General features: G+C 71.4%; 21 protein-coding genes. 7 read left to right on the top strand and 14 right to left on the bottom strand.

What is annotated here, in order from left to right:
- Positions 1-80: 80 nt before the first annotated feature.
- Positions 81-2618 (top strand): ATP-binding protein, encoded by a 2538-nt coding sequence (locus ACIBJB_RS43270; RefSeq protein ID WP_398939622.1) that lies wholly within the window; start codon positions 81-83, stop codon positions 2616-2618.
- 74 nt (positions 2619-2692) lie between these two features.
- Here the strand turns inward: ACIBJB_RS43270 and nucS are convergent, their stop codons facing one another.
- Positions 2693-3376 carry an endonuclease NucS gene (gene nucS / locus ACIBJB_RS43275; RefSeq protein ID WP_398939624.1) on the bottom strand — a complete coding sequence of 228 codons (684 nt, stop codon included), beginning with the start codon at positions 3374-3376 and terminating at the stop codon, positions 2693-2695.
- 256 nt (positions 3377-3632) lie between these two features.
- On the opposite strand from nucS, the gene ACIBJB_RS43280 reads away from it, so the two are divergent.
- Complete coding sequence (locus ACIBJB_RS43280; protein WP_007384741.1) at positions 3633-4025, top strand: SCO5389 family protein; 393 nt, start codon at positions 3633-3635, stop codon at positions 4023-4025.
- Between the two features lie 84 nt (positions 4026-4109).
- Here ACIBJB_RS43280 and ACIBJB_RS43285 read toward each other — a convergent pair whose 3' ends face one another.
- Positions 4110-5138: an LLM class flavin-dependent oxidoreductase gene (locus tag ACIBJB_RS43285; protein ID WP_387722929.1), complete on the bottom strand. Its 1029-nt coding sequence runs from the start codon at positions 5136-5138 to the stop codon at positions 4110-4112.
- 223 nt (positions 5139-5361) lie between these two features.
- Between ACIBJB_RS43285 and ACIBJB_RS43290 the strand changes: the two genes are divergently transcribed.
- Entirely contained in the window at positions 5362-5703 is a 342-nt protein-coding gene (locus ACIBJB_RS43290; RefSeq protein ID WP_311714566.1) for an ATP/GTP-binding protein, read from the top strand.
- 4 nt (positions 5704-5707) lie between these two features.
- Here ACIBJB_RS43290 and ACIBJB_RS43295 read toward each other — a convergent pair whose 3' ends face one another.
- The 7 genes from ACIBJB_RS43295 to mce form a co-directional block, all read right to left on the bottom strand.
- Positions 5708-6586 (bottom strand): ABC transporter permease, encoded by an 879-nt coding sequence (locus ACIBJB_RS43295; RefSeq protein WP_398939627.1) that lies wholly within the window; start codon positions 6584-6586, stop codon positions 5708-5710.
- Positions 6583-7866 (bottom strand): ATP-binding cassette domain-containing protein, encoded by a 1284-nt coding sequence (locus ACIBJB_RS43300; RefSeq protein WP_398939629.1) that lies wholly within the window; start codon positions 7864-7866, stop codon positions 6583-6585. Before ACIBJB_RS43300 ends, ACIBJB_RS43295 begins: the two co-directional genes overlap by 4 nt.
- Positions 7867-7978: 112 nt before the next feature.
- Positions 7979-8749 carry an ABC transporter permease gene (locus ACIBJB_RS43305; protein ID WP_398939631.1) on the bottom strand — a complete coding sequence of 257 codons (771 nt, stop codon included), beginning with the start codon at positions 8747-8749 and terminating at the stop codon, positions 7979-7981.
- Between the two features lie 2 nt (positions 8750-8751).
- A complete protein-coding gene (locus tag ACIBJB_RS43310; RefSeq protein ID WP_398939634.1) occupies positions 8752-9720 on the bottom strand; it encodes an ABC transporter ATP-binding protein in 969 nt (322 codons plus the stop codon).
- A gap of 151 nt (positions 9721-9871) precedes the next feature.
- Complete coding sequence (locus ACIBJB_RS43315; RefSeq protein ID WP_057612062.1) at positions 9872-10807, bottom strand: hypothetical protein; 936 nt, start codon at positions 10805-10807, stop codon at positions 9872-9874.
- A gap of 183 nt (positions 10808-10990) precedes the next feature.
- On the bottom strand, positions 10991-14902 hold the full coding sequence (gene scy, locus ACIBJB_RS43320) for a polarized growth protein Scy (protein WP_398939660.1): 3912 nt from the start codon (positions 14900-14902) through the stop codon (positions 10991-10993).
- A 232-nt stretch (positions 14903-15134) separates the two neighbouring features.
- A complete protein-coding gene (gene mce, locus ACIBJB_RS43325; RefSeq protein ID WP_007384751.1) occupies positions 15135-15575 on the bottom strand; it encodes a methylmalonyl-CoA epimerase in 441 nt (146 codons plus the stop codon).
- A 148-nt stretch (positions 15576-15723) separates the two neighbouring features.
- On the opposite strand from mce, the gene ACIBJB_RS43330 reads away from it, so the two are divergent.
- Together ACIBJB_RS43330 and meaB are read left to right on the top strand one after the other, a co-directional pair.
- The gene (locus ACIBJB_RS43330; protein WP_398939637.1) at positions 15724-16926 is read left to right on the top strand and encodes an acetyl-CoA C-acetyltransferase; all 1203 of its coding nucleotides are present in this window, start codon (positions 15724-15726) and stop codon (positions 16924-16926) included.
- A gap of 34 nt (positions 16927-16960) precedes the next feature.
- Complete coding sequence (gene meaB / locus ACIBJB_RS43335; RefSeq protein ID WP_398939639.1) at positions 16961-17917, top strand: methylmalonyl Co-A mutase-associated GTPase MeaB; 957 nt, start codon at positions 16961-16963, stop codon at positions 17915-17917.
- Positions 17918-17941: 24 nt separating this feature from the next.
- Here meaB and ACIBJB_RS43340 read toward each other — a convergent pair whose 3' ends face one another.
- The gene (locus ACIBJB_RS43340; protein WP_398939641.1) at positions 17942-18574 is read right to left on the bottom strand and encodes a PepSY domain-containing protein; all 633 of its coding nucleotides are present in this window, start codon (positions 18572-18574) and stop codon (positions 17942-17944) included.
- A gap of 125 nt (positions 18575-18699) precedes the next feature.
- Here ACIBJB_RS43340 and ACIBJB_RS43345 point away from each other — a divergent pair, with 125 nt between their 5' ends.
- A complete protein-coding gene (locus ACIBJB_RS43345) occupies positions 18700-19368 on the top strand; it encodes a response regulator transcription factor (protein WP_398939643.1) in 669 nt (222 codons plus the stop codon).
- On the top strand, positions 19365-20753 hold the full coding sequence (locus ACIBJB_RS43350; protein WP_398939645.1) for a sensor histidine kinase: 1389 nt from the start codon (positions 19365-19367) through the stop codon (positions 20751-20753). Before ACIBJB_RS43345 ends, ACIBJB_RS43350 begins: the two co-directional genes overlap by 4 nt.
- A gap of 13 nt (positions 20754-20766) precedes the next feature.
- On the opposite strand, the gene ACIBJB_RS43355 is transcribed toward ACIBJB_RS43350, so the two are convergent.
- The 4 genes from ACIBJB_RS43355 to ACIBJB_RS43370 all read right to left on the bottom strand — a co-directional run bounded on the left by ACIBJB_RS43355 (position 20767) and on the right by ACIBJB_RS43370 (position 23414).
- The gene (locus ACIBJB_RS43355) at positions 20767-21243 is read right to left on the bottom strand and encodes a MarR family winged helix-turn-helix transcriptional regulator (RefSeq protein ID WP_053851684.1); all 477 of its coding nucleotides are present in this window, start codon (positions 21241-21243) and stop codon (positions 20767-20769) included.
- A gap of 92 nt (positions 21244-21335) precedes the next feature.
- Positions 21336-22133 (bottom strand): AIM24 family protein, encoded by a 798-nt coding sequence (locus ACIBJB_RS43360; protein WP_398939647.1) that lies wholly within the window; start codon positions 22131-22133, stop codon positions 21336-21338.
- Entirely contained in the window at positions 22130-22780 is a 651-nt protein-coding gene (locus ACIBJB_RS43365; RefSeq protein WP_398939649.1) for an AIM24 family protein, read from the bottom strand. Before ACIBJB_RS43365 ends, ACIBJB_RS43360 begins: the two co-directional genes overlap by 4 nt.
- A gap of 1 nt (position 22781) precedes the next feature.
- A complete protein-coding gene (locus ACIBJB_RS43370) occupies positions 22782-23414 on the bottom strand; it encodes an AIM24 family protein (protein WP_031051516.1) in 633 nt (210 codons plus the stop codon).
- Positions 23415-23840 lie beyond the last annotated feature (426 nt).

A 23840-nucleotide genomic window follows, 5' to 3' on the forward strand; every position in this document is an offset into this window, starting at 1 on the left:
CCAGAAGCGACAGCGCAGTGTGCTGCAGGCCGGGAGGGGCCACTGACGGCACACGAGACGCTTTTGGGGGGCTTGAACCTATGGACCCGAACAACCGGGGACCCGAGGAGTACGGCCATGACGACGACGGTGGCTCGCCGCGTCAGCGGCCTCCCAGGGACTCCCTCACGCCGGATTTCGGCCAGCACTCGCCCGCGCTCGCCCGCACCGTGCAACTCGTCGCCGGTGACTTCCTGCTCACCGTCAACCCCGTCGACGGCAGCGAGATAGAGGCCTGCCCGCCCGGTGAGCGGCCCGGACGGCCCGAGAGATACAGCGCCGCCGAACGCGCCGAGGTGGACCGGGCGGCCCGCCCGCCCGTCCCGCCCGGACCGACCCGCACCGCGCTCTCGCTCCTGGCCCGCCAGGACGAGCGCGAACGGCTCGTGCGGCTGCTCGCCCGCGGCCGCTCGGTACGCCTGACCGGCCCCGCCGGCTCCGGCCGCACCAGCCTCCTCGACCTCGTCGCCGAGGACTGCGCGGACCTCGCCCCCGACGGGGTGGTCCGCCTCACCGGCTTCAACCGTACGGCGAGCGAACTGCTGTACGACCTCTTCTACGCCGTCTTCAACGCGCCCCTGCACCGCCCCGACCGGGACGAGTTGCTTTCCTGCGTCCGGGAGGTCGGCGCGGTCGTCGTCCTCGACGACATCGAGTTCGGCGGCGCGGCCCTCGACGAACTGCTGGACGCCACCCCCGAGTGCGCCTTCGTCATCGGCGCGACGCCCGACGTGCCCGCCCCCTCGGCCGACTCCGCCGTCGAGGAGATCTTCCTCAGCGGTCTGGAGCGCGCCGACGGCCTGGAGCTCCTGGAGCGTTCCGTGGGCCGGGTGCTGACGGAAGAGGAGTCGAACTGGGCGGGCGACCTCTGGTTCGAGTCCGAGGGTCTGCCCCTGCGCTTCGTCCAGGCCGGTGCTCTGCTCAGGCAGCGCGACCGGCTGCGGGCCGGGGCGAACGCCGTCGACGAGTTCGGCGTCTTCGCGGACGCGGCCCCGGTCGACGCCCCGCTCACCCCCGACGAGGGCGAGGAGATACCCCTGCCCGCGCTCGGCGAGGCCGCGGCACCGGCCCCGCTGCTCGCGTCCCGGCTGAGCGAGTCCGCGCGCGCCACCCTGCGGTTCGCCGTCGCGCTCGGCGGCGAGGTGCCCCACCAGGCGCACCTGCCCGCACTGGTCGGCGACACCCACGCGGACGCCGCACTCGGCGAGCTCGCGGACTGCGGTCTGGTCTCCCCGGTCGGCTCCCGCTACCGGCTCGCCGCCGGCGTCCTCGCCCAGCTGGAAGCCGCCGGATACGGCGACGACATCGAGACCCCCGCCCTCACCGCCGCCCAGCACTACGGCTGGTGGGCCGGACACCCCTCGGTCACCCCCGAGCGGGTGTGCGCCGAGGCCGACGCCCTGCTCGCCGCCCTCGCCGTCCTGGTCCCGGCCACCACCGCGCCCCTCGAGGGCGAGGAGGTCACCACCGTGCAGCTGGCCCGCACCGCGGCGCCCGCGTTCGCCGCCGGCGGTCACTGGGGGGCCTGGGAGCGTTCGCTGCGGGCCGGTTCCGAGGCGTCCCGGCTGGCCGGCGAGGTGTCCGAACAGGCCTACTTCCACCACGAGCTCGGCATCCTCGCGCTCTGCGGCGGACAGCTCGACCGGGCCCGCGCCGAACTGGAGGCCTCCATCGGCCTGCGCGGCGCCCTCGCAGACAAGCGCGGCACCGTCGCGGGCCGCCGCGCCCTCGCCCTGGTCTCCGACCGGGACGGCAGCGCGCCCGGCCTGGCCGGCCTCGGCGCGATGGCGGGCGAGGAGATACCCGACGCCCGGTACGACGAGTCCGCCTCACCGCCCGGGGGAGTCCCCGCGGCCTTCCCGCCGCTCCAGCCGCCGGCCGACTCGCAGACGATCGTCGTCCACCGTTCACCTTCCAGGCCCGCGCCCTCTCGCAAGGCCCGGGGCGGACTCAAGGGCCTCGCCAAGCGCAACCTCGTCGCGGCCGGCGCGGGTGCGCTGCTGGTCGCGGTCCTCGGCACGGTCGTGACCCTGGGCGCCACCTCCGACAACGACCCGAACTCCCCGTCCAACGAGGTGGGCGTCAACCCGTCGGCCAGCGTCGGCATCGACGACGGCAACCTCGGCGCGGACGTCCCGAAGAACGACGACGGCAAGGGCGACACGGGTACGGCCACGTCCCGTCCGACCGACCCGGGGCCTGACGGGACGTACGGGACTTCGGACGATCCGACGCCTACGGGGACGGCGGAGCCTTCGGACAGGCCGAGTGGGACGCAGCGTCCGGGGAGCGGCACGCCGAGTTCACCGAAGCCGACGACGCCCAAGCCTTCGACGACGAAGCCGTCGACCTCGCCCACCGGCAGGCCGACCAACTCCGGTTCCCCGTCAACGACGCCAACCGGACCGTCGGGCTCGCCGACGGCCAGTCCCTCGCCCACCCCGACCACCACGACCCCGACCAACTCCAACTCGGCCAGCGGCCCCGCCTCCACCACCCCGGTGGAGACCAGCAGTTCCGCCAGTGCCCCGCAGAGCAGCACCGTGAGCTCTCCGAGCAACTCGGCGCAGGTCATCTGACGTACAGCGCGACACAAGAGGGCCGGGTCCACGTATCGGACCCGGCCCTCGTCGTCGTAGAAGAAGAAACCCTGTCAGAACAGCCGCAGCTTGTCGTCCTCGATGCCCCGCAGCGCGTCGTAGTCCATGACGTGGCAGCCGATGCCGCGGTCGGTCGCGAGGACGCGGGCCTGGGGCTTGATCTCCTGGGCGGCGAAGATGCCGCGGACCGGGGCGAGATGGGGGTCCCGGTTCAACAGTTCGAGGTAGCGGGTGAGTTGCTCGACGCCGTCGATCTCGCCGCGCCGCTTGATCTCCACCGCGACCGTCTGGCCGTCGGCGTCCCGGCACAGGATGTCGACGGGGCCGATGGCCGTCATGTACTCGCGGCGGATCAGGGTGTAGCCGTCGCCGAGCGTTTCGATGCGGTCGGCGAGCAGCTCCTGAAGGTGCGCTTCCACGCCGTCCTTGATCAGGCCAGGATCCACGCCGAGTTCGTGCGAGGAGTCGTGGAGAACTTCCTCCATCGTGATGATGAGCTTCTCGCCCGCCTTGTTGATGACGGTCCAGACGCCCACAGCGCCGTCGGGAAAGTCCCCGGACTCCTCCTTCAACGTGCAGGGCGGCGACATCCAGTTCAGGGGCTTGTAGGCCCGGTCGTCGGCGTGGATGGAGACGCTGCCGTCCGCCTTCACCAGGATCAGACGGGGGGCCGAGGGCAGGTGGGCGGTGAGCCGGCCCGCGTAGTCGACGGAACACCGGGCAATGACGAGACGCATGGTCGGCAACGCTACTCGACGGGCGCATGTCCACGCGATTCGGCCCGTAAGGCTGTGGAGAAACCCTGTTCACTTGTGGCCGATTGTGGGCCTGTTGGGAGTGCTCTTTGTTCGCATTCTCCTGGTGCCGTCACCGTCGGTTGCCTACCGTAGTAAACGGGAGGTCGCGAGGCGTGTACTGAGCGTGTCCAGGCAGCGCGAACTCCCTCATCTGTCCGGCAACCCCTGAGAAATCGGGGGTGCGAGAGGAGAACCCATGTCGCTCGACGTCTCACCGGCCCTACTCGAGAAGGCCGAGCGAGGCGAGGTCGACGAAGCGGAATTCGTCGACTGCGTCCGGACCTCCCTGCCCTACGCATGGGAGATGATCAGCTCCCTGGTGGCCCAGCTGAAGGTGGACGGCGGCAACTTCGCCGACAACCAGACGCCCCCGCCGGACGAGCAGGCACGCGGTCAGCTGCTGCGTGCGCTTGCGAGTGACGCGATACGCGGCGCGCTGCAGCGGCACTTCGGTGTGCGGCTGGCCTTCCAGAACTGCCACCGGGTGGCGGTGTTCCCGTTGGACTCCTCGGTCGACGAGACGCTGGTCCGCTTCACCTCGGTGCGCAGTCAGCTGCTGAACCAGTCTCCGGAGTTCCGGGACTGCTGACGCGGCGCCGCTTGCTTGCCGCTCCGTACGCGGGAGGTGCATCAGTACCGGGGCGGCAAGCTCCCGCCGGACAGTGGTTCCGTTTCAGGTCAGATGCGGCAGCACTTCCGCACCCAGCCGCCGTACGTTCTCCTCGGTGGCCGCCAGGTCTCCCGAGCCCTCGACGAGCAGGGCGAAGCGGGAGACACCCGTCCGTTCGCTGGTCGCCGCGAGGCGGTCGGCGCACAGCCGCGGGGTCCCCACCGGGTGCAGCCCGCAGAGCAGTTCCGTGTAGGCCACCGGATCGCGCATCTGCCGTGCCCGGCCGTCGACGGTGACATGGGCGCCGAGTCCCTGCCTGAGCCAGCCCGGCATCGCCTTCACCAGGGCCTCCACCGCGTCCGTGCGCCGGTCCGCGATCTGGCAGACGCCGGCCGAGACATGGGGCGCGTCCAAGACCTTCTCCGGCGCGTGTCCGGCGGCGCGCGCCTGCCTGCGCCACAGGGCGACCATCTCCGCCTTTTCCTCGTCCCCGACATGCATCCCGAGCAGCATCGGCAGCCCGCGCTCGGCGGCCAGCCGGACGCTCGCCGGGGAGGTGCAGGCGACGATCACCTCGGGACCGTCCGCTTCCGTGAGCGACTCCGACGGCCGGGGGACGACGGGCACTTCGCGGAAGCGGAAGCGCTCGCCGTCGGCTCCGACGGAGGGTTCGCGCAGCCAGCGCACCAGCAGATCGAGTGATTCCGGGAACCCCTGCTCGTATGCCTGGAGACCCGACCCGAACACCTCCAGGTCGACCCACGGACCGCCGCGCCCCACGCCCAGTGAGAAGCGCCCGCCGCTGGTCATGTGCAGCAGCGCGGCCTGTTCGCCGAGGGCGACGGGGTGGGCCGTGGGCAGCACGCTGACGGCGGTGCCGACGCGGATACGGCGGGTGCGGCCCAGCAGTAAGGCCGCCAGGGTGATCGCCGACGGGCAGGTGCCGTACGGCACGAAGTGGTGTTCTGCCAGCCAGACCGCGTCGAGTCCGGCCTCCTCCGCGACCTCGGCCGAGCGGACCGCGCGGTGCAGCGCCTCCCCCTGGCCCTGCCCCGGGAACTGGGCCGCCAACACGAAACTTCCCACATGCATGTGCTTTTCCTGCTTCCTTGGCTCCGACACGGAGCTCCCCCACCCGGCATAACCGTCTGACACGTGCCGAGGACACGGCCTGGCGGAGAGATTTGCCGATTGTCTGCAGAATGGGTCGCCCCGGAGGGGCACTTGTGGGGGTTGGCGCCCTACACGTACCCCGCCTCGTCCCGCGTAGGCTGGACACGGTCCCTGCTCCCTGTATAGCCCCGTGAGGTGTCCTGTGTCCCCGCGTCGCAACCGACCCAAGGGTTCCGGTTCGTCGGACTCGGCCGGCCGGAGTGCCGAGGACGACCGTTCAGGCCGCTACGGCGGCTTCCAGTCCTCGACGCACTGGCAGGGCGAGGACTGGAACATCCGGCATGTGGCAGGGGCGAGCGCGCAGGGCAAGACGTACCGCTGTCCGGGCTGCGACCAGATGATCCCGGACGGTGTCCCGCACATCGTGGCCTGGCCGGACCACTCGGGTGTCGACGAGCGCAGACACTGGCACAAGGCGTGCTGGAACGCGCGGGACCGCCGCACCACGCGGGTGCAGCGGTCCCGTAACGCGCCGAGGTTCTAGCGGATCAGACGTCCCGGCTCTCCAGCAGGGCGAAGGCGCCGGCGAACGCGACGGCCGTCACGCCGAGGATGATCCACAGCGGGTCCCAGCCCGAAGGGCCGGAGTCGGTCAGGGAGTTGGAGTAGAACACGCTGAGCTGGTTCGGGATGGAGTACTCGAACAGCGCCTGGCGCACGTCCTCCAGGGACTGCGAGACCATGAACAGCGCGATGACCAGCGGGGCCAGCACGACACCGATCATGAGGGTTACCGCGCCCGCCGAGTGCCGGATGATCGAGCCGACGATCAGCGAGAGCAGACCGAGCAGCGCGATGTAGAGCGAGATGCCGAGGGTGCCCTTCAGCCACTCCTGGCCGGTCGGGGTGCGGGCGCCGTCCAGCAGGGCCACGTCCGCGAGGGCGACGACGATGACCGGGACGAGGGTGGCCACGAAGGCGACGGCGAAGAACACGATCGCCTTCGCCGCGAGGACACGGCCGCGCGAGGGGCAGGCGACCATCGTCGTACGGATCATTCCGGTGCCGTACTCCGAGGCCGTGGTCAGCACGCCGAGCGTGATGACGCACATGCTGCCGAGCAGCAGACCGAAGAAGCCCATGGGCAGCGGGCTCTCGCCCGCCATGCTCTCCTGCGAGGCGTTGGCCGCGACCAGGGCGGCGGCCCCCAGCCCGATCCCGATGACGAGCAGCACGAACACGCCGAGCGTCCACATCGTCGATCGCACCGAGCGGATCTTCGTCCACTCCGACGCGATGGCATGGCCGAGATGCGTGCGCACGACGGGGATCGGCGAGGTGTAGCCGGGGTACGACGGCCCATCCGCCGCCTGCCGGTTCGGCACGGCGGCCTGGGCCTGCTGCATCGAAGGCTGCGGGGTGCTCATCGGGCGTCCTCGGGCTTGGTCGGGGTGGCGGGAGCGGATGCCTGCGGCTGCGGCTGCGGCACGGGTGCGGTCGGGAAGGCTCCTCCGGGCGGGGCGGCAGAGGGCTGAGCCGCCGGAGCCTGGAAGGGCGGCTGAGGCCGGCCCTGAGGAGCCGCGGGGCCCGCCTGGGCGTACGGGTTGGGCGTGCCGGCGCCGGGACCGCCGTACGCGCCCGCCTGCGCCTGGCCCTGCGGGCCCGCGAACGGCTGCCCGCCCTGCTGGGGCGGCGGCGGGGCGTACCAGCCCGGCTGGCCCTGGCCCGGGACCGGCATGGGGGGCTGCGCGCCCGGCGGGAGCGGCTGCATCAGGCCCGCCTTCTGGTCGATGGTCGAGCGGTAGTCCACCGCGCCCTGCGTCATCCGCATGTACGCCTCCTCCAGCGAGGCCTGGTGCGGCGACAGCTCCCACAGGCGTACGTCCGTGTCGTGCGCGATGTCGCTGATGCGGGGGAGGGCCAGCCCCGTGACCCGCAGCGCCCCGTCCTGCTCCGGCAGGACGTGCCCGCCCGCCTCCGTGATCGCGGCCGACAGCTTCTCGCGCAGCTGTGGTTCGGTGTCCGGCGTCCGCACCCGTGCGAAGCCCGCGGAGTTCGCGGCGATGAAGTCCTGGATGCTCATGTCGGCGAGCAACTGCCCGCGTCCGATGACGATGAGATGGTCGGCGGTCAGCGCCATCTCGCTCATGAGGTGGGAGGAGACGAAGACCGTACGGCCCTCCGCGGCCAGCGCCTTCATCAGGTTGCGCACCCACAGGATGCCCTCGGGGTCGAGCCCGTTGACCGGCTCGTCGAAGAGCAGCACCTGCGGATCGCCGAGCAGGGCGGCCGCGATGCCGAGCCGCTGGCCCATGCCGAGCGAGAAGCCCTTGGAACGCTTCCTGGCCACGTCCTGGAGGCCGACCACGCCCAGCACCTCGTCCACCCGGCGGGCCGGGATCCCGGACAGCTGGGCCAGGCACAGCAGGTGGTTACGGGCCGCCCGTCCGCCGTGCACGGCCTTGGCGTCGATCAGCGCACCGACCTGCCGGGCCGCGTTCGGCAGCCTGCGATAGGGGTAGCCGCCGATCGTCACCTGCCCCGAGGTGGGGTTGTCAAGGCCGAGGATCATCCGCATGGTCGTCGACTTGCCCGAGCCGTTGGGGCCCAGGAAGCCGGTGACGGTACCGGGACGCACCTGGAAGGAAAGGTTGTACACAGCGGTCTTGTCGCCGTAGCGCTTGGTCAGGCCGACTGCCTCGATCATGCTCCGCACCCATCGCAAGGTTCAGGACAGCGGGGCACACGCCCCCCGTAAGGGTTAGGAGCTTATCGGGACGCTGACGGTTCCGCTCAAATGAAAGCAAAGGCTCGTCGCGTCACGCGTCCCGCTTCTTCAACAGGACATAGCCGCCGATCAGCGCCACCGCCACCCACAGCGCCATGATCCCGATCCCGCCCCAGGGGCCGTAGGGAGTGTCGTCGTCGATCGGGGTGACCACCTGCATGATCCTGCTGCCGGCCTGGTCCGGCAGGAACCGGCCGATCTTCTTCGTCGCCGAGACATTGCCCAGGATGTTCGAGATCAGGAAGAAGAACGGCATCAGGATGCCCAGCGACAGCATCGGCGAGCGCAGCATCGCGGCGACGCCCATCGAGAACATCGCGATCAGGGTCATGTAGACGCCGCCGCCGATCACGGCACGCAGCACGCCCGGGTCGCCGATCTCCGCCCGGTGCGAGCCGAGCATCGCCTGCCCGAGGAAGAACGTCACGAAGCTGGTGACGAGGCCGACGACCAGCGAGAGCCCGGTGGCGACCGCGATCTTGCTGGCCAGGAAGGTGCCGCGCTGCGGAACAGCGGCCAGCGAGGTGCGGATCATGCCGGTGCTGTACTCGTTCGAGACGACGAGCACCCCGAACACGATCATCGCGAGCTGTCCGAGGCTCATCCCGGCGAAGCTGATGAAGGTCGGGTCGAAGGAGAGCTTGTCCTCGCGGCTCATGTCGTCGAACTCGTTCTTCGACAGGGCCGAGATCAGGATGCCGAGCCCGATGGTGACGACCACGGCGAGGGAGAGCGTCCACACCGTGGAGGCCACCGACCGGATCTTGGTCCACTCGGAGCGGATGACCTGGGTCGCCGCCATGGTCACTTCCCCTTCCAGCCGTCGCCCCACTGCTGCTGGGGCGGCAGCGGTGCGTCGACGGGTGTGTCGCTGTGGGCGTGGTACTCGACCGACTCTGCGGTCAGCTGCATGAACGCCTCCTCCAGGGAGGCCTGTTGGGGGCTCAGCTCGTGCAGCACGATCTGGTGCTGCGCGGCCAGCTCACCGATGTACTCGGACTTGCTTCCGTCGACCTCCAGCGTGCCGTTCCCGGTCTCCACGACGGTGACCCCGGCCGTGTGCAGCACGTCGAGCAGCCGCTCGCGCTGCGGGGTGCGGATGCGGACGTAGGACCGCGAGTTCTGCGCGATGAAGTCGGCCATGGAGGTGTCGGCGAGCAGCCGTCCCTGGCCGATGACGACGAGGTGGTCGGCGGTCAGCGCCATCTCGCTCATGAGGTGGGAGGAGACGAAGACCGTACGGCCCTGCGCGGCAAGGGACTTCATCAGGTTGCGGATCCAGTGGATGCCCTCGGGGTCGAGCCCGTTGACCGGCTCGTCGAACATCAGGATCCGCGGGTCACCGAGCAACGCGCCCGCGATGCCGAGGCGCTGGCCCATGCCCAGCGAGAAGCCCTTGGCCTTCTTCCTCGCGACGGCGGTGAGGCCGACCGTGTCGAGGACCTCGTGCACCCGCTTCTTCGGAATGCCGTTGCTCTGCGCGAGACACAGCAGGTGGTTGAAGGCGCTGCGCCCGCCGTGCATGGCCTTGGCGTCCAGCAGGGCGCCGATGTACGTGAGCGGGTCCTTGAGCTGGTCGTAGTGCTTGCCGTCGATGCGGACGTCCCCGGCGGTGGGCCGGTCCAGGCCCAGCATCATGCGCATGGTGGTCGACTTGCCGGCGCCGTTGGGACCGAGGAAGCCCGTGACGATGCCCGGTCTGACGGTGAAGGTCAGATTGTTGACCGCCACCTTCTCGCCGTACCGCTTCGTCAACCCCGCCAGCTCGATCATGCGGACCACGCTAGGGGCGGGGCCCGGCAGATGCCAATCGTATGGGCAAACGGAGGCGACGAGAGAGGTAAACAACTGGCATCCGGACACGCCGAAGGCCCGCACCTGTCGGGGGAGAAGGTGCGGGCCCTTGATGTGCCGTCAGGCGGTGTTACCGGGACTGCTGGGCCGGAACCCCACGGGAGATCGGCTCGTCGTCGGCCGGGGAGCCGGCGGCGGCCACCGCGGCGCCCGTGAGCGTGGCGAGCATCTCGCGGACGTTCGTCAGCTGGGCGTTGATCGAGTCGCGACGGTTCGTCAGAGCCGCGAGCTCCCGCTCGGATTCCGAACGGATGCGGTCGGCCTTGGCGTTGGCGTCGGCCACGATGTCCTCGGCCTGGCGCTGCGCGGTCTCCACCGTCTGGCGGGCGCGGCGCTCGGCGTCGGTGCGCAGCTTCTCGGCCTCCAGGCGCAGCTGCTCCGCGCGGTGCTCGATCTCCGCGAGACGCTTCTCCGCCTTCTGCTGACGCGAGGCCAGGTCGCGCTCGGACTGCTCGCGGCGCTTGGCGAGGTTGGTCTCGAAGTCGGCGGCGGCCTGCGCGGCCTTGGCGCGGGTCTCCTCGAAGAGGGCGTCCGCCTCCTCACGCTTCTGCTGCGCGTCCTTCTGCGCCTCCTGACGGAGCTGAGAGGAGTCGCTCTTGGCCTTCTCGACAATCCGGACGCCCTCGTCCTCGGCCTTGGCCTTGCGCTCCGCAGCGAACGATTCTGCGTCGTTGCGGACCTGCTGGGCCGCCGACTCGGCGAGTTCGCGGTGCTGCTCGGCCGCGCGACGGGCCTCCTCGCGCAGATCCTTGGCCTCCTCCTCGGCGAGGCGGAGGATCTTCTCGACACGCGCGCCGAGGCCGGCGTACGACGGCTCGGCGTCGGAGACCTGGGCCTGGGCGTTCTGCGTCTCGAGGTGGAGCTCCTCGATGCGCTTCTCCAGGGCGGTGATGCGGGAGAGAGCGCTGTCACGGTCGGAGACGAGCTTGGAGATCCGTTCGTCCACCTGAGCGCGGTCGTACCCACGCCGCACAAGCTCGAAGCCGTAGGGGGAAGTGTCGCTCATGGGGTTCCTGTCAAATGAGACCGGTGAGGTGATAGGGGGAATCCTAGGGGCCGAAGCGGTGTGTCATCGAGCGGATACGTGTTTGATCTGGAGAATGACACCCCTTTTGAGTGGCTAACCCTGGGACGGCTTGCCAAAAACTTGGTCAAAGGCCCCAGATGACACCGGATTCCGACCAGTCGGTCAGCTGTCCGACGGCTTACCCGAACGAGGGGCGCCGACCGCCGCGCCCGCCTTGACGCCGCCGTCCTTGCCCGCCGACGGGGCCTCGAAGGACTCCAACGCCTCCAGGACATCCTGGACACGGGAGATCTCGGTGTTGATGTCCTCACGGCGGCGGACGAGGACCTCGAGCTCGCGCTTGCCCTCCTCGACCGTGCGCTTCGCCTCGCGGATCGCCTCGGCCTTGAGCTCCTCGGCCTCCCGGACCAGGGTGGCCTTCTTCTGCTCGGCCTCCTTGAGGAGCCCCTCGGCCTTCTTGACCGCGGCGATACGCACCTTGCCGGCCTCCGAATTGGCCTCCGAGACCAGCTCCCTGGCCTTCGCCTGGGCCTTGGCGAGCTGCTCCTCCGCGGCCTTGATGAGCGCGTCGCAGCGGTCGCCGGTCGACTTCATGGTCTCCGCGGCCTCACGGCGGGCCCGCTCGTGCAGCGCCTCGATCTCGCCCGTGATCCGGTCGCGCAGCTCCTCGGCGCGCTCCCTTATCGCGGTGGCGTCCCGGCGGGCACCGACGAGCAGTTCGTCCGCGTCCGTGCGGGCCTTCTCCACGCGCGCGTTGCCCTCGACCGTCGCCTCGGACACCAGCCGGTCGGCCTCCTGGCGGGCCGCGCCCACCATGGTGTCGGCCTGCGCCTCCGCGTCCGCGGTGGTCTTGAGCGCCTGCTGCTGCGCCTCGGTGAGCAGCTTGTCCGCCTCGGCGGCGGTCTCCGTGATGAGCGTGTCGACCTGCTCGGCCGCCTCGGAACGCCGCTTGTTGGCCTCCTTGCGGGCCTCGTCGAGAGTGCGGTCGGCCTCCGCGCGCGCGGAGTTGACCAGCTCCTCCGCCGCGGCCGCCGCGTCCGCCCTGACCCGCTCGGCCTCGCTGCGGATCCGCTCCGCGTGCTGCTGGGCCTGCCCGACCGTCGCGGCGGCCTCGGCGCGCAGCCGCTCCGCGTCCCCGGATGCCTCCCCGATCAGCTGCTCGGCCTTGGCGATCGACTCGGCGCGCACCCGCTCGGCCTCGGCGACGGTCTCCGTCCGCAGCCGCTCGGCCTCGGCGACCGTCTCCGTCCGCAGCCGGTCGGTGTCGTTGATGGTCTCCTCGGTGAGCCGCTCCGCCTCGCTGCGCGCCTCGGTGATGAGGGTGTCGGCCTGGGTCGCCGCGTCCGAGCGGATGCGGTTGGCGTCCTCGCGGGCGTCCGCCCGGGTGCGGGAGGCGTCCTGCTCGGCCTGGGCGACGGCGTCCGAGGCCTCGGTGCGCGCCCGCTGGGCGTACTCGGCCGACTCCGACCTGAGCCGCTCCGCCTCCGCGATCGCCTCCGAGACGGTGCGCTCGGCCAGGGCCTTGGCGGCGTCCGTCTCCGCGGTGGCCTCGCGCCGGATCCGGGCCGCGTCCTCACTGGCCCGCTCCCGCTCGGAGTAGGCGTCCGAGCGGACCCGGTCGGCCTCCTCCTGAGCCTCGCGCCGGGTACGGTCCGCCACGTGCTCGGCGGCCGAGCGCAGCCCGGTGATCTCCTCCTGCGCCTGCTCGTGCAGCCCGGCGACCGAGTCCCGCACCTGCTGGGCGTGGAGCTCGGCGGCCGACACCATCTCGCCGGCCCGCCGGTCCGCCTCCTCGACGAGCCGTACCGCCTCGGCCTGGGCCTCCTCCACGCGGTTGCGCGCCGAGGCCAGCAGCTCCTCGCTCTGCTCGCGGGCCCGCTCACGCTCCTGGTCGGCCTCCTGGCGCGCCGAGCCGAGGTACTCCTCGGCCTCCCGGCGGCGCCGGTTGGCCTCCTCCTGGGCGGCGGCCAGCGTCTCGGACGCCTCGGCGGCGAGCCGCTCCGCGGCGGCCTGCGCCTCCGCCCGGACCCGGTCCGCCGTGTCCTGCGCCTCGGTCTTGAGCCGCTCCGCCTCCGCGGCGGCCTCGGAACGCAGCCGTACGGCGACGGCCTCGCCCTCGGCACGGGAGGCGGACGCGTCGGACGCGGCCTCGGTGCGCAGCCGGTCGGCCTCCGCCTCGGCCTGCTGCTGCAGGGTGCGGATCCGCTCGGCGGCCTCGCCGCGCAGCCGGTCGGTCTCCTCGGCGGCCTCGCGGCGAATCCGCGCGGCCTCCTGGCGGGCCTCGGTGAGGGCCTGCTCGGCGGCGGCGAGACGCTCCTCGGCCTCGGTGCGCAGCCGGGTCAGTTCCTCGGCTGCCTCGGCACGGCGTGCCTCTATGGCCCGCTCGGTCTCCTCGCGCAGCTCGCCCGCGGCCCGCTCGGCGGCGGCTGTGATCTCCTCGGACAGCTCGACGGCCTCGGCGCGCTGCCGCTCGGCCTCGTTGCGGGTGCGCTCCAGGGTCTCCTCGGCCTGCCGGCGCAGCGCGGTGGCGCGCTCGATGGCCTCGGTGCGGACCTTCTCACTGTCCGTGGTGGCGGTCTGGCGCAGCTCGTCGGCGTCCGCCTTCGCCTTGGAGAGCAGCTCCTCGGCGGTCTTGGCCGCCTCCTCGATCTGCTGGACGGCCTCCTTGCGGGCCTCCGCGCGGATCTTCTCGCCCTCGGCGACCGCGTCGGCGCGCAGCTGCTCGGCCTCGCCGCGCAGCCGGCGGGCCTCCTCCTGCAGCTCGACCGTCTTGGCGCGGTACTCCTTGGTGTCGTCCTTCGCCGTGCCCTTGAGCTGCTCGGCGATGTCGTGCGCCTCGGCGCGCAGCCGGTCCGCCTCGGTCTCCGCCTCCCGGCGGATCCGCTCGGCCTCCTCGGTGGCGGCCCTGGTGGTCCGCTGCGCGTCCTCCTGCGCCTTGTTGAGGACGTCCTCGGCGGTCTTGGCCGCCTTGGACAGCTGGGTCGCGCTCTCCTCGGCGGTGAGCGTGCGGGCCTTCTCGGCGGCCTCGGTGACGATCTTCTCGGCCTCGGCGCGGGCGTCCGCGACGATCTGCTCGGCGGCCTCCTTGGTCGCCTCGGCCTCCTGGCTGGCCTCGGTGACCAGCCGGGCGACCTGCTCCTTGGCCGTGCGGGTGCGCTGTTCGTTGGCCGACTCCGCGCTCGCGAGCGCCTTCTCGGCGGCCGCCTTCGCCTCGGTGAGCACCTTCTCGGCCTCGGCCTGCGCCTTGCGCAGCGCCTCCTCGGCCTCCGTCATCCGCTGTTCGGCGGCCCGGCTGAGCTCCGTGGCCTGGCGGCGGGCGCTGTCCGACTCGGTCGCCGTGGACGTGCGCAGCTGCTCGGCGTGGTCGGTGGCCTCCTGGGCCCGCGTGGAGGCGGCGTCCAGCAGGCGCTCGGCGTCCGCGCGGGCGCGGCGCAGCAGCTGTTCGGCCTCCGCGCGGGCGGCCTCGGCCTCGCTCTGCAGACGCTGGCGGGCCTCGGAGGTGACCCGCTCGGCCTCGGCGCGGGCGGCCGCCATGGCCTGCTCGGCCTCCGCCCGGGACTCCTCCAGGAGCCGGCGGGCCTGCGACTCGCTGCGGGCGCGCAGCTGCTCGGCCCACGCCACGTTCTCGTTGACGTGCGACTCGACGGTCTGCCGGCGCTCGGCCAGCTCCTGGTCGAGCTGCTGACGGCGGGTGACGGCCTCCTGGTGCAGCTCCGCCTGCAGCCGCGCGGCCTGCTCGGCGTGCTCCTGGAGGATGCGCTGGGTCTGGGCGCGGACCTGGCTCAGTTCGCGCTCGGCGTCCTGGCGCAGCTGGTCGGCCTGGATCTGGGCGTTGCGCAGCAACTGTTCGGCCTGGTAGCCGATGTCACCGCCGCCGAATTCGGGCCGGGACATGAGGGTGCGCCGCGCCTCGTGCAACTTGGCGCGCAGCACCTCGACCTGGTAGCCGAGGTCCTCGGCGTGCTGGATCGCCTTTTCCCGCTCGGTCTTCAGCCGCTCCATCTCGGCCTCGAACCGAGAGAGGTGGTCGACGTCAGCCGCCGGCTCTCGCTCCTGGCGTTCGTAGCCCCGCACTGCGCGGTCCCATCCGTCCCCTGGTCGCAAGTCTCTCCTGACGAGCCCTGTCCATCCGCCGAACGGGGCCCCCGGGGAATGGTGTCAGATCAACGGCGGAGCATGGGCTGCTGCCCGCCGCTCGCCCCCCGAAACCCGGACCCCGGCTCGGTTCTGCCGTCATGGGCAGGACCCGGTCGCCCTGGGAAGAGCGGCGACCGCCCCCAACCCTACCGGCCCATATGTACGAGGGTCAGTGCTCAGGTGACTCAACAGGCGCCGAAGTGACCAGTTCTGTCAGTACGCCGTGGCAATCCTTCGGGTGCAGAAAGGTGATCCGTGACCCCATGGAGCCGCGTCGCGGCTCCTCGTACAGGACGCGTACGCCCTTGTCCTTGATGTCCGCCGCGTCCTGGTCGACGTCCGCCGTACCGAAAGCGATGTGGTGGACACCCTCGCCGTTCTTGTCCAGCCACTTGGCGACGGTCGAGTCGGGGCGGGTCGGCTCCAGAAGCTGCAGGTAGGAGGCGCCGCCGTCGGAGGTTTCGTTGATCTTGAGCATGGCCTCGCGCACGCCCTGCTCCTCGTTGACCTCGGAGTGGAACACCTCGAAGCCGTAGGTGGCCCGGTAGAACTCGACGGTCTTGTCGAGGTCGAAGCAGGCGATCCCGATGTGGTCGATTCGCGTCAGCATGTTGTCAGTGCAGCGCTCCTCCGACGGTTACGCAACGTGCGCGCGATCACACCGACGGCCCGGTGACGGCACGGAGTGCCACTCAGTACATTTTAAGTAAACCCTCGTTCACTCCTCGGCAGTGCAGCCGGTAAGGGGATCACAGCTCATGTCTGGATCGAACAGCACGACCTCGGTGATCGTCGCGGGCGCCCGTACGCCCATGGGACGGTTGCTGGGCTCGCTGAAGTCCTTCTCCGGAGCCGACCTCGGCGGTTTCGCGATCAAGGCCGCCCTCGACCGTGCGGGGATCGGTGGCGACCAGGTGCAGTACGTCATCATGGGCCAGGTCCTCCAGGCCGGCGCGGGTCAGATCCCGGCCCGCCAGGCCGCGGTCAAGGCCGGCATCCCGATGAGCGTCCCGGCGCTCACCATCAACAAGGTGTGTCTCTCGGGCCTCGACGCGATCGCGCTGGCCGACCAGCTGATCCGCGCCGGCGAGTTCGACGTGATCGTCGCGGGCGGCCAGGAGTCCATGACCAACGCCCCCCACCTGCTCCCGAAGTCCCGCGAGGGCTTCAAGTACGGCGCGATCGAGATGCTCGACGCGATGGCCCACGACGGCCTGACCGACCCCTGGGAGAACATCCCCATGGGCCAGTCGACCGAGACGCACAACACCCGCCTCGGCATCCGGCGCCCCGAGCAGGACGAGATCGCCGCCCTGTCCCACCAGCGGGCCGCCGCCGCACAGAAGAACGGCATCTTCGAGGCCGAGATCACCCCGGTCGAGATCCCGCAGCGCAAGGGCGAGCCCGTCGTCTTCAGCAAGGACGAGGGCATCCGCGCCGACACCACGGCCGAGTCCCTGGGCAAGCTGCGCCCCGCGTTCACCAAGGACGGCACCATCACCGCCGGAACCTCCTCGCAGATCTCGGACGGTGCGGCGGCCGTGGTCGTGATGAGCAAGGCCAAGGCGCAGGAGCTCGGCCTCGAGTGGATCGCCGAGATCGGTGCCCACGGCAATGTGGCGGGCCCGGACAACTCCCTGCAGTCCCAGCCGTCCAACGCGATCCTGCACGCCCTCAAGAAGGAGGGCCTGGAGGTCTCCGACCTCGATCTGATCGAGATCAATGAGGCGTTCGCGGCCGTCGCGGTCCAGTCGATGAAGGACCTCGGCGTGTCCACCGAAAAGGTGAACGTGAACGGCGGCGCCATCGCCCTCGGCCACCCCATCGGCATGTCCGGCGCCCGGCTCGTGCTGCACCTCGCCCTGGAGCTCAAGCGGCGCGGCGGCGGTGTCGGCGCGGCCGCGCTGTGCGGTGGCGGCGGTCAGGGTGACGCGCTCGTCGTGCGGGTACCAAAGGCCTGAGCACGCGTACGTCGTCCACGTGAACGGAGCTGTGATGCAGGACGTCTCCACCCTGGTGGCCCAGGCCAGGGAGGGCCGCCCGCGGGCCGTGGCCCGGCTGATCTCCCTGGTGGAGGGGGCGTCCCCGCAGCTCAGGGAGGTCATGCAGGCGCTCGCCCCGCTCACGGGCAACGCGTACGTGGTGGGCCTGACGGGCTCGCCGGGGGTGGGCAAGTCGACGTCCACCTCGGCCCTCGTGACCGCCTACCGCAAACAGGGCAGGCGGGTCGGCGTCCTGGCCGTCGACCCGTCCTCGCCGTTCTCCGGCGGTGCCCTGCTCGGCGACCGGGTGCGCATGTCGGAGCACGCCTCCGACCCCGGCGTCTACATCCGCTCCATGGCGACCCGCGGCCACCTCGGCGGTCTCGCCTGGGCCGCCCCGCAGGCCATCCGAGTCCTGGACGCGGCCGGCTGCGACGTGGTCCTGGTCGAGACGGTCGGCGTCGGCCAGTCGGAGGTGGAGATCGCCGCCCAGGCCGACACCTCCGTGGTACTGCTCGCGCCGGGCATGGGAGACGGCATCCAGGCCGCCAAGGCCGGAATCCTGGAGATCGGCGACGTGTACGTCGTCAACAAGGCCGACCGTGACGGCGCGGACGCGACCGCCCGCGAGCTCAACCACATGCTGGGCCTGGGCGAGTCCCGCGGCCCCGGCGACTGGCGCCCGCCGATCGTCAAGACGGTCGCAGCCCGCGCCGAGGGCATCGACGAGGTCGTGGAAGCCCTGGAGAAGCACCGCGCGTGGATGGAGGAGCGCGGCGTCCTCGCCGAGCGCCGCCGCACCCGCGCCGCGCACGAGGTCGAGACCATCGCCGTCACCGCCCTGCGCGAACGCATCGGCGACCTCAAGGGCGACCGGCGCCTGGACGCCCTCGCGGAGCGGATCGTCGCCGGCGAACTGGACCCCTACCGGGCGGCGGACGAACTGGTGGAGGGCCTGACCCGGGGCTGAGCCCCTGCCCCGTCGGCGGCCGGGTCAGTCGTCGTCCCGGTCCTGGGTGACCTTGCCCGTGTCGAGGGCGACGTTCCACTCGCTGTGCTTGCCGTCCTTCATGGTCTCCGCCGTCCAGGCCACGGTGCCGTGGTCGTCGTCGATGCCGACCTCGGTCACCGTGCCCTTGTGCGCGGCGGCCAGCGCGGCCTCGCGGGCGTCGGTCTGCGCGCCCTTCACCGCGGCCGGCTCGGCACGGTCGTCGGCGTCGTTGTCGTCGTCGGTGTCGCGCTGGGCGCCGAGGACCTTGCCGGAGTCGGGGGCGATCCGTACGTCGTACTCGGTGCCGTCGGCCTTGACGACGGTCACCTCCCACGCGGTGGCGGCGTCGTCGTCGAGATCGACGGAGAGCGCGGTGCCCGGGGTGTGCTTCAGGGCGGCCGCGATCGCCTCGGCGGCGCTGAGGCTGCCGCTGGAGAGCGCCGAACGGTCCTCGGAGGCGTCGTCGTCCCGGTCGTCCGCGGAGTCGTCGTCGCGGTTCGCGGCCGCCTGGGCGCTCGTGTGCGTCTGGCGCTGCGTCTCCGCCGCCTCGTCGTCGCCCGCGGCGAAGGCCGCGACGGTGCCGCCGGTGGCCAGCGCGGCGGCGGTGAGGGTGGCGATGACGATGTTGCGCTTCATGGGGATTCCTCCAGAGCCGGTCTGCTTCGTTCGCTTTCGACGACAACCAAGCTGCCGGAAGGGAGCTGAAACGGACCTGAAGCCACCTGAAGGCGCCTTCAGGTTCCGTTTGCCACCCTGTACGCATGCGTCTGTTGATCGTCGAGGACGAGAAGCGACTGGCCCTGTCCCTCGCCAAGGGCCTCACCGCCGAGGGCTATGCCGTCGACGTCGTCCACGACGGCCGGGAGGGGCTGCACCGGGCCGCCGAGGGGTCGTACGACCTGGTGATCCTCGACATCATGCTGCCCGGCCTCAACGGCTACCGGGTCTGCGCCGCCCTGCGCGCCGCGGGCCACGAGGTGCCGATCCTGATGCTCACCGCCAAGGACGGCGAGTACGACGAGGCCGAGGGCCTGGACACCGGCGCCGACGACTATCTGACCAAGCCCTTCTCGTACGTCGTCCTCGTGGCCCGTATCAAGGCACTGCTGCGGCGGCGCGGCAACGGGGCCGGGGCCTCGCCGGTGCTGGAGACCGGGGCGCTGAGGATCGACACGGCCGCCCGCCGGGTCTTCCTCGACGGCACCGAGGTCACCCTCACCGCCAAGGAGTTCTCGGTCCTGGAGCAACTTGCAGTGCGGGCCGGCGAGGTGGTCTCCAAGGCGCAGATCCTGGAGCACGTCTGGGACTTCGCGTACGACGGCGACCCCAACATCGTCGAGGTGTACGTCAGCACCCTGCGCCGGAAGCTGGACGCGGGCCTCATCCGTACGGTCCGCGGTGCCGGGTACCGGCTGGAGGCCGGGAGATGAAGCGGCTGTTCGGCTCGGTCCGGGCCCGGGCCACGCTGGCCGCGACCGCGGTGGTGGCCGTGGCCCTGGTCGCCGCGGGCGCCGTCGTCCTGCTGTCGCTGCGCAGCAACCTCGCGGGTCAGGCGGACACGGCCGCCGACAGTGCCGCCCGCAACGTGGCGGCGCAGATCGCGCAGGGCGTGCCGTACCGGGATCTTGACCTGGACGAGGACCATCCGGTCCAGGTGGTCGACCGGGACGGGCGGGTGCTCGCGGTGAGCGAGGACCTGGAGGCGATCAGCGGCACAGGCGCCCCCGACGTCACTCCCGTTTCGAGCCCCGACACGGGACGGGACGACGACGAGGACGAGCCCGAGGTGGGTGAGGTCGGTGACGTCACCTGGCACGGGCCGGGCCGGGCCACCGTGGACGGCGAGAGCGTCGCCTACCGGTTCGCCCAGGTCGAGGTCACGGACCGGAGCGACCGAACGGTCCGGGTGTACGCCGGTGCCTCGCTCCAGGCCCAGCAGGACGCGGTGCACACCGCCGCCACGGTCATGCTCATCGGCCTGCCCGTGCTCCTCGCCGTGGTCGCCTGGGTGACCTGGGCGGTCACTCGTCGCGCCCTTCGTCCGGTCGAGGCCATCCGCCAGGAAATGGCGGCGATCACCGCCTCCGAGGACCTCGCCCGCCGCGTCCCGGTGCCGGACACCCACGACGAGGTCGCCCGTCTCGCCCGCACCACCAACGAGACGCTGGCCGCGCTGGAGACCTCCGTCGAGCGGCAGCGCCGGTTCGTCGCCGACGCCTCGCACGAGCTGCGCAGCCCGATCGCCTCGCTGCGCACCCAGCTGGAAGTTGCCGCCGCGCATCCCGAGTTGCTGGACCTGGACGGGGCGGTCGAGGACACCGTACGGCTGCAGCACCTCGCGGCGGACCTGCTGTTGCTGGCCCGCCTGGACGCGGGGGAGCGGGGCGCCGGCGCGCGGGTCGAGCTGGCGGCGCTGGCCCGGGAGCGGGCCGCCGGACGGGCCGGGGTGACGGTGCGGGCGGACGCCGTGGAGGTCACGGGGTCCCGGGGGCAGTTGGAGCGCGTGCTCGACAATCTGCTGGACAACGCACGGCGGCACGCGCGGTCGGCGGTCGTGGTGACGGTACGACGGGACGGTGACCGAAATGCCGTGGTCGAGGTCGCCGACGACGGCGACGGGGTGCCGGCCGGGGACCGGGAGCGGATCTTCGAGCGGTTCGTACGGCTGGACGAGGCGCGGGCACGGGACGACGGCGGGGCCGGGCTGGGGCTCGCCATCGCCCGGGATGTCGCCGCCCGGCACGGCGGCACGCTGACGGTCCGTGACGCGCCGGCAGGCGGAGCCCTGTTCGAACTCCGCCTGCCGATCGCCTAGTTCTGTCCCGGTGTCACGGGCGCCCGCGCTGACCGCGCAGATGCTCCGCGATCGGCTTGAGGGCCTTGTCCAGTTCCGTCAGGGACTCGGGCGGCACGAGGTCGATGAAGTGCCTCCGCACAGACGCCACATGATGGGGCGCGACCTTCTTCATCGTCTCCATGCCGTGCTCGGTCAGGACCGCGTACAGGCCGCGGCGGTCGGACTCGCAGTTCTCGCGCCGGACCAGGTCCGCGTTCTCCATGCGGGTGATCTGGTGCGAGAGCCGGCTCTTGGACTGGAGGGTGGCGGCCGCGAGGTCGCTCATCCGCATCCGTACGCCCTCCGACTCGGAGAGATTGACCAGGATCTCGTAGTCGTTCATCGTCAGGCCGAACGGCTGAAGGTCCCTCTCGAGCTGATACGTCAACAGCCTGTTGACCTCCAGGTGGGTGCGCCAGGCGCACTGCTCCGCATCGGTCAGCCAGCGCGTGGCCGTCTCGGTCTCCATGAATGAAGTCTACCTAAAAGGTTGAAAGGCGAACTAATGAGGGTGGTGTGACTGTGCGCACGCGTTCGATGTCACACTCCGCAGACTACCGCTCACAGCCCGAAGCGACGCTGGAGGTCCCCCAGCTGTCCGGGAAGGCGCGGTGCCCCCGGCTGCTGTGGATGCCCTGTGGGTGCCCCATGGCCGCCGGGTACTCCGGCCTGCTGCGGAGTCGCTCCGACGGCCTGCTCGGCCATCAGGACCTCCGTCGACTGGAGCAGTACGGTGCCGGCCCCCACGAACTCGAACTGGTGCTCCTCCCCGGAGGCGCCGCCGATGCCCGTCATCGCACGTAGACCGCCCATCAGACCCGCCATGTACCCGTGGTCGTAGTGGTGGCACGGCGAGGGGCAGTCCGCCCAGCCCACAAGCGCTTGCGGGTCCACCCGGATCGGGGGCTCCATGAACACCACGGGACCGTTCGAGGCGGCCACGAACTTTCCGGTTCCGATGAGGGTCAGGAAGCCGGGCACGATCGACTGCTTCAGCGCGAGAGTTGGCTGAAAAGCGAGCAGGTTGCCCGAGCGAATGGTCAGGTTGCCCTCTTCGAGGTCGTAGGAATTCACGTCGAAGGCCCGGTCGGCGAGGAGCATCTTGCCCGAACCCTGCGCCACGACCCAGTCGCTCGCGTGCAGAGGCGAATGGAAGGACGTACGGATGAGACCGTCGAGACGGCCGTGTCCGATGCCGTTGAAATCCATCTGGCCGTAGTAGGCGATCATCTTCCCCTTCTGCAGGAACCACTGGCTCCCCTTGAGCTCCACGCAGAAGGTGTAGTTGTTGACGTTGTCGTCCGACGGCAGCGTCATCGGGTCGTAGACGGTGGGGCCCGCGCCCGGGTAGTGGCTCACAGCTTCTCCTCCGAGGCCTGGACGAACACCACGCCGTTCCCGCTGAGTTCCAGCTGGAAGGCCTCGCCGGAGCCGCGGCCCACCATGTCGCGCCAGCCGAGCGCCGTAGACAGCTTGTTGCGGACGTCGCCGTAGTGGGCGACGTAGGCCTGCGGGTCGACGTGGACCGGGCGCTGCGGGGTGATGGGGACCTCGAAGACCCCGCCGTGGGCCATCACGGCCACCGAGCCGTGGCCCTTGAGCGTGGTCGTGAACAGGCCCTGGCCGCTGATCTGGCCGCGCACCATGCCCATGACGCCGCCCTGCGAGCCCATGAACATGGTGCCCTGCTGGAGGGTGCCCTCGAAGGCGAGCAGACGGTCCGCCTCGACGTACAGCGTGTCGCCGCTGAGGTTGATGACCGTGACGTGGTGGCCGCCGTGCCCGAACAGGACGGTGCCGCTGCCCTCGACGGTCATCAGGGGCGTGTCCTCGTTGGCCACCCGGCGGCCGATCATCGACATGACGCCGCCCTGGCCGCCCTGGAGGTTCGGGGTGAAGGACACCTCGCCCTTGTACGCCAGCATCGCGCCGCGCTGGCTGAACAGCCGCTGGCCCGGCAGGACGGTCGCCTCGACCATCTTGGAGTTGATCTCACGGAAGGGCATGTCACACATCCCCCGCGATCGTGTTCCGCTCGCTGGGCTGGACGTACACCAGGCCGTCGCCCTCGAAGCGGATCTGGAAGGCCTCGCCGCCGCCCTCGCCCATGAACGTGCGGAACGTCACACCGGACTGGAAGGACTGGCTGAGGTTGCCCTGGTGGGCGATGTAGGCGCCGGGGTCGACGGTGAGGGGGTACTGGCGGCTGACGCGCAGCACGACCGCGGGGCCGTCCGACATGATCGCGGCCTGGCCGTGGCCCTCGACCGTGGTCGTGAACAGGCCGTTGCCCTGTGAGGCGCCGCGCAGGCCGGTGAAGCTGGTGCCGGTCCTGAGTCCGGCGTCGGTCGCGAGCAGGTTGCTCGACTCCACGTACAGCTTGTCCCCCTGGAGGCTGACGAGGTTGATCTCCGAGGCCCGGTCCGCGAACCAGCACGTGCCGTGCCCCGACACCTCCATCACGGTCATCTGCTCGCCGGTGATGCGCCGGGTCACCATGCCGCGGATGCCCTCACCACCGCCGCTCATCTTCTTGAACGCCATCTGCCCGTCGTACGCGACCATCGAGCCGTTCTTCGCCTTCACGGCGTCTCCGGTCATGTCGACGGCGAGCACCTTGCTGCCTTGGAGTCGAAACATCGCCACGGGGTGAAGGTATCGGGCGGGGGCGGTTGCCGACAGGTGCGGGTGGGGTGGGGGCGGGCGTTTTTGCGCAGTTCCCCGCGCCCCTGAGTGCCTGCGGCGGCCTGTTTCGGCTCCGGTGGGGGCTGGGGTAGCGCGTGCGGTCTGGTGGGTGGGTCGGGGCCGGGGGGGGGGGGGGGGGGGGGGGGGGGGGGGGGGGGGGGGGGGGGGGGGGGGGGGGGGGGGGGTGGGGGGGGGGGGGGGCGGGGGGGGCCCCCCCGCCCCCCCCCCCCCCCGGGCCGCCCCGCCGGGGCCTCTTGGCCTGCGGGCGGGGGGGCCCCCCCCCCGGGGGGGGGGGGCCCGCCCCGCGCCCCCCCCCCCCGACGGGGTGCAGGTCGTCCATGTGCCCGCCGGGCCGCCGGCCCCGATACCCAAGGACGAACT

The sequence above is a fragment of the Streptomyces sp. NPDC050759 genome, from assembly GCF_044456945.1.
Classification (GTDB): domain Bacteria; phylum Actinomycetota; class Actinomycetes; order Streptomycetales; family Streptomycetaceae; genus Streptomyces.

Coding starts and splice junctions, on each gene's coding strand:
- ACIBJB_RS43285 (WP_387722929.1), bottom strand. CDS start 5,138: ATGCATGTGGGAAGTTTCGTGTTGGCGGCCCAGTTCCCGGGGCAGGGC.
- ACIBJB_RS43280 (WP_007384741.1), top strand. CDS start 3,633: ATGTCGCTCGACGTCTCACCGGCCCTACTCGAGAAGGCCGAGCGAGGC.
- ACIBJB_RS43365 (WP_398939649.1), bottom strand. CDS start 22,780: ATGCCCTTCCGTGAGATCAACTCCAAGATGGTCGAGGCGACCGTCCTG.
- ACIBJB_RS43340 (WP_398939641.1), bottom strand. CDS start 18,574: ATGAAGCGCAACATCGTCATCGCCACCCTCACCGCCGCCGCGCTGGCC.
- ACIBJB_RS43315 (WP_057612062.1), bottom strand. CDS start 10,807: ATGAGCGACACTTCCCCCTACGGCTTCGAGCTTGTGCGGCGTGGGTAC.
- meaB (WP_398939639.1), top strand. CDS start 16,961: ATGCAGGACGTCTCCACCCTGGTGGCCCAGGCCAGGGAGGGCCGCCCG.
- nucS (WP_398939624.1), bottom strand. CDS start 3,376: ATGCGTCTCGTCATTGCCCGGTGTTCCGTCGACTACGCGGGCCGGCTC.
- ACIBJB_RS43350 (WP_398939645.1), top strand. CDS start 19,365: ATGAAGCGGCTGTTCGGCTCGGTCCGGGCCCGGGCCACGCTGGCCGCG.
- ACIBJB_RS43300 (WP_398939629.1), bottom strand. CDS start 7,866: ATGATCGAGGCAGTCGGCCTGACCAAGCGCTACGGCGACAAGACCGCT.
- ACIBJB_RS43270 (WP_398939622.1), top strand. CDS start 81: ATGGACCCGAACAACCGGGGACCCGAGGAGTACGGCCATGACGACGAC.
- ACIBJB_RS43305 (WP_398939631.1), bottom strand. CDS start 8,749: ATGGCGGCGACCCAGGTCATCCGCTCCGAGTGGACCAAGATCCGGTCG.
- ACIBJB_RS43345 (WP_398939643.1), top strand. CDS start 18,700: ATGCGTCTGTTGATCGTCGAGGACGAGAAGCGACTGGCCCTGTCCCTC.
- ACIBJB_RS43355 (WP_053851684.1), bottom strand. CDS start 21,243: ATGGAGACCGAGACGGCCACGCGCTGGCTGACCGATGCGGAGCAGTGC.
- ACIBJB_RS43330 (WP_398939637.1), top strand. CDS start 15,724: ATGTCTGGATCGAACAGCACGACCTCGGTGATCGTCGCGGGCGCCCGT.
- ACIBJB_RS43370 (WP_031051516.1), bottom strand. CDS start 23,414: ATGTTTCGACTCCAAGGCAGCAAGGTGCTCGCCGTCGACATGACCGGA.
- ACIBJB_RS43295 (WP_398939627.1), bottom strand. CDS start 6,586: ATGAGCACCCCGCAGCCTTCGATGCAGCAGGCCCAGGCCGCCGTGCCG.
- ACIBJB_RS43310 (WP_398939634.1), bottom strand. CDS start 9,720: ATGATCGAGCTGGCGGGGTTGACGAAGCGGTACGGCGAGAAGGTGGCG.
- mce (WP_007384751.1), bottom strand. CDS start 15,575: ATGCTGACGCGAATCGACCACATCGGGATCGCCTGCTTCGACCTCGAC.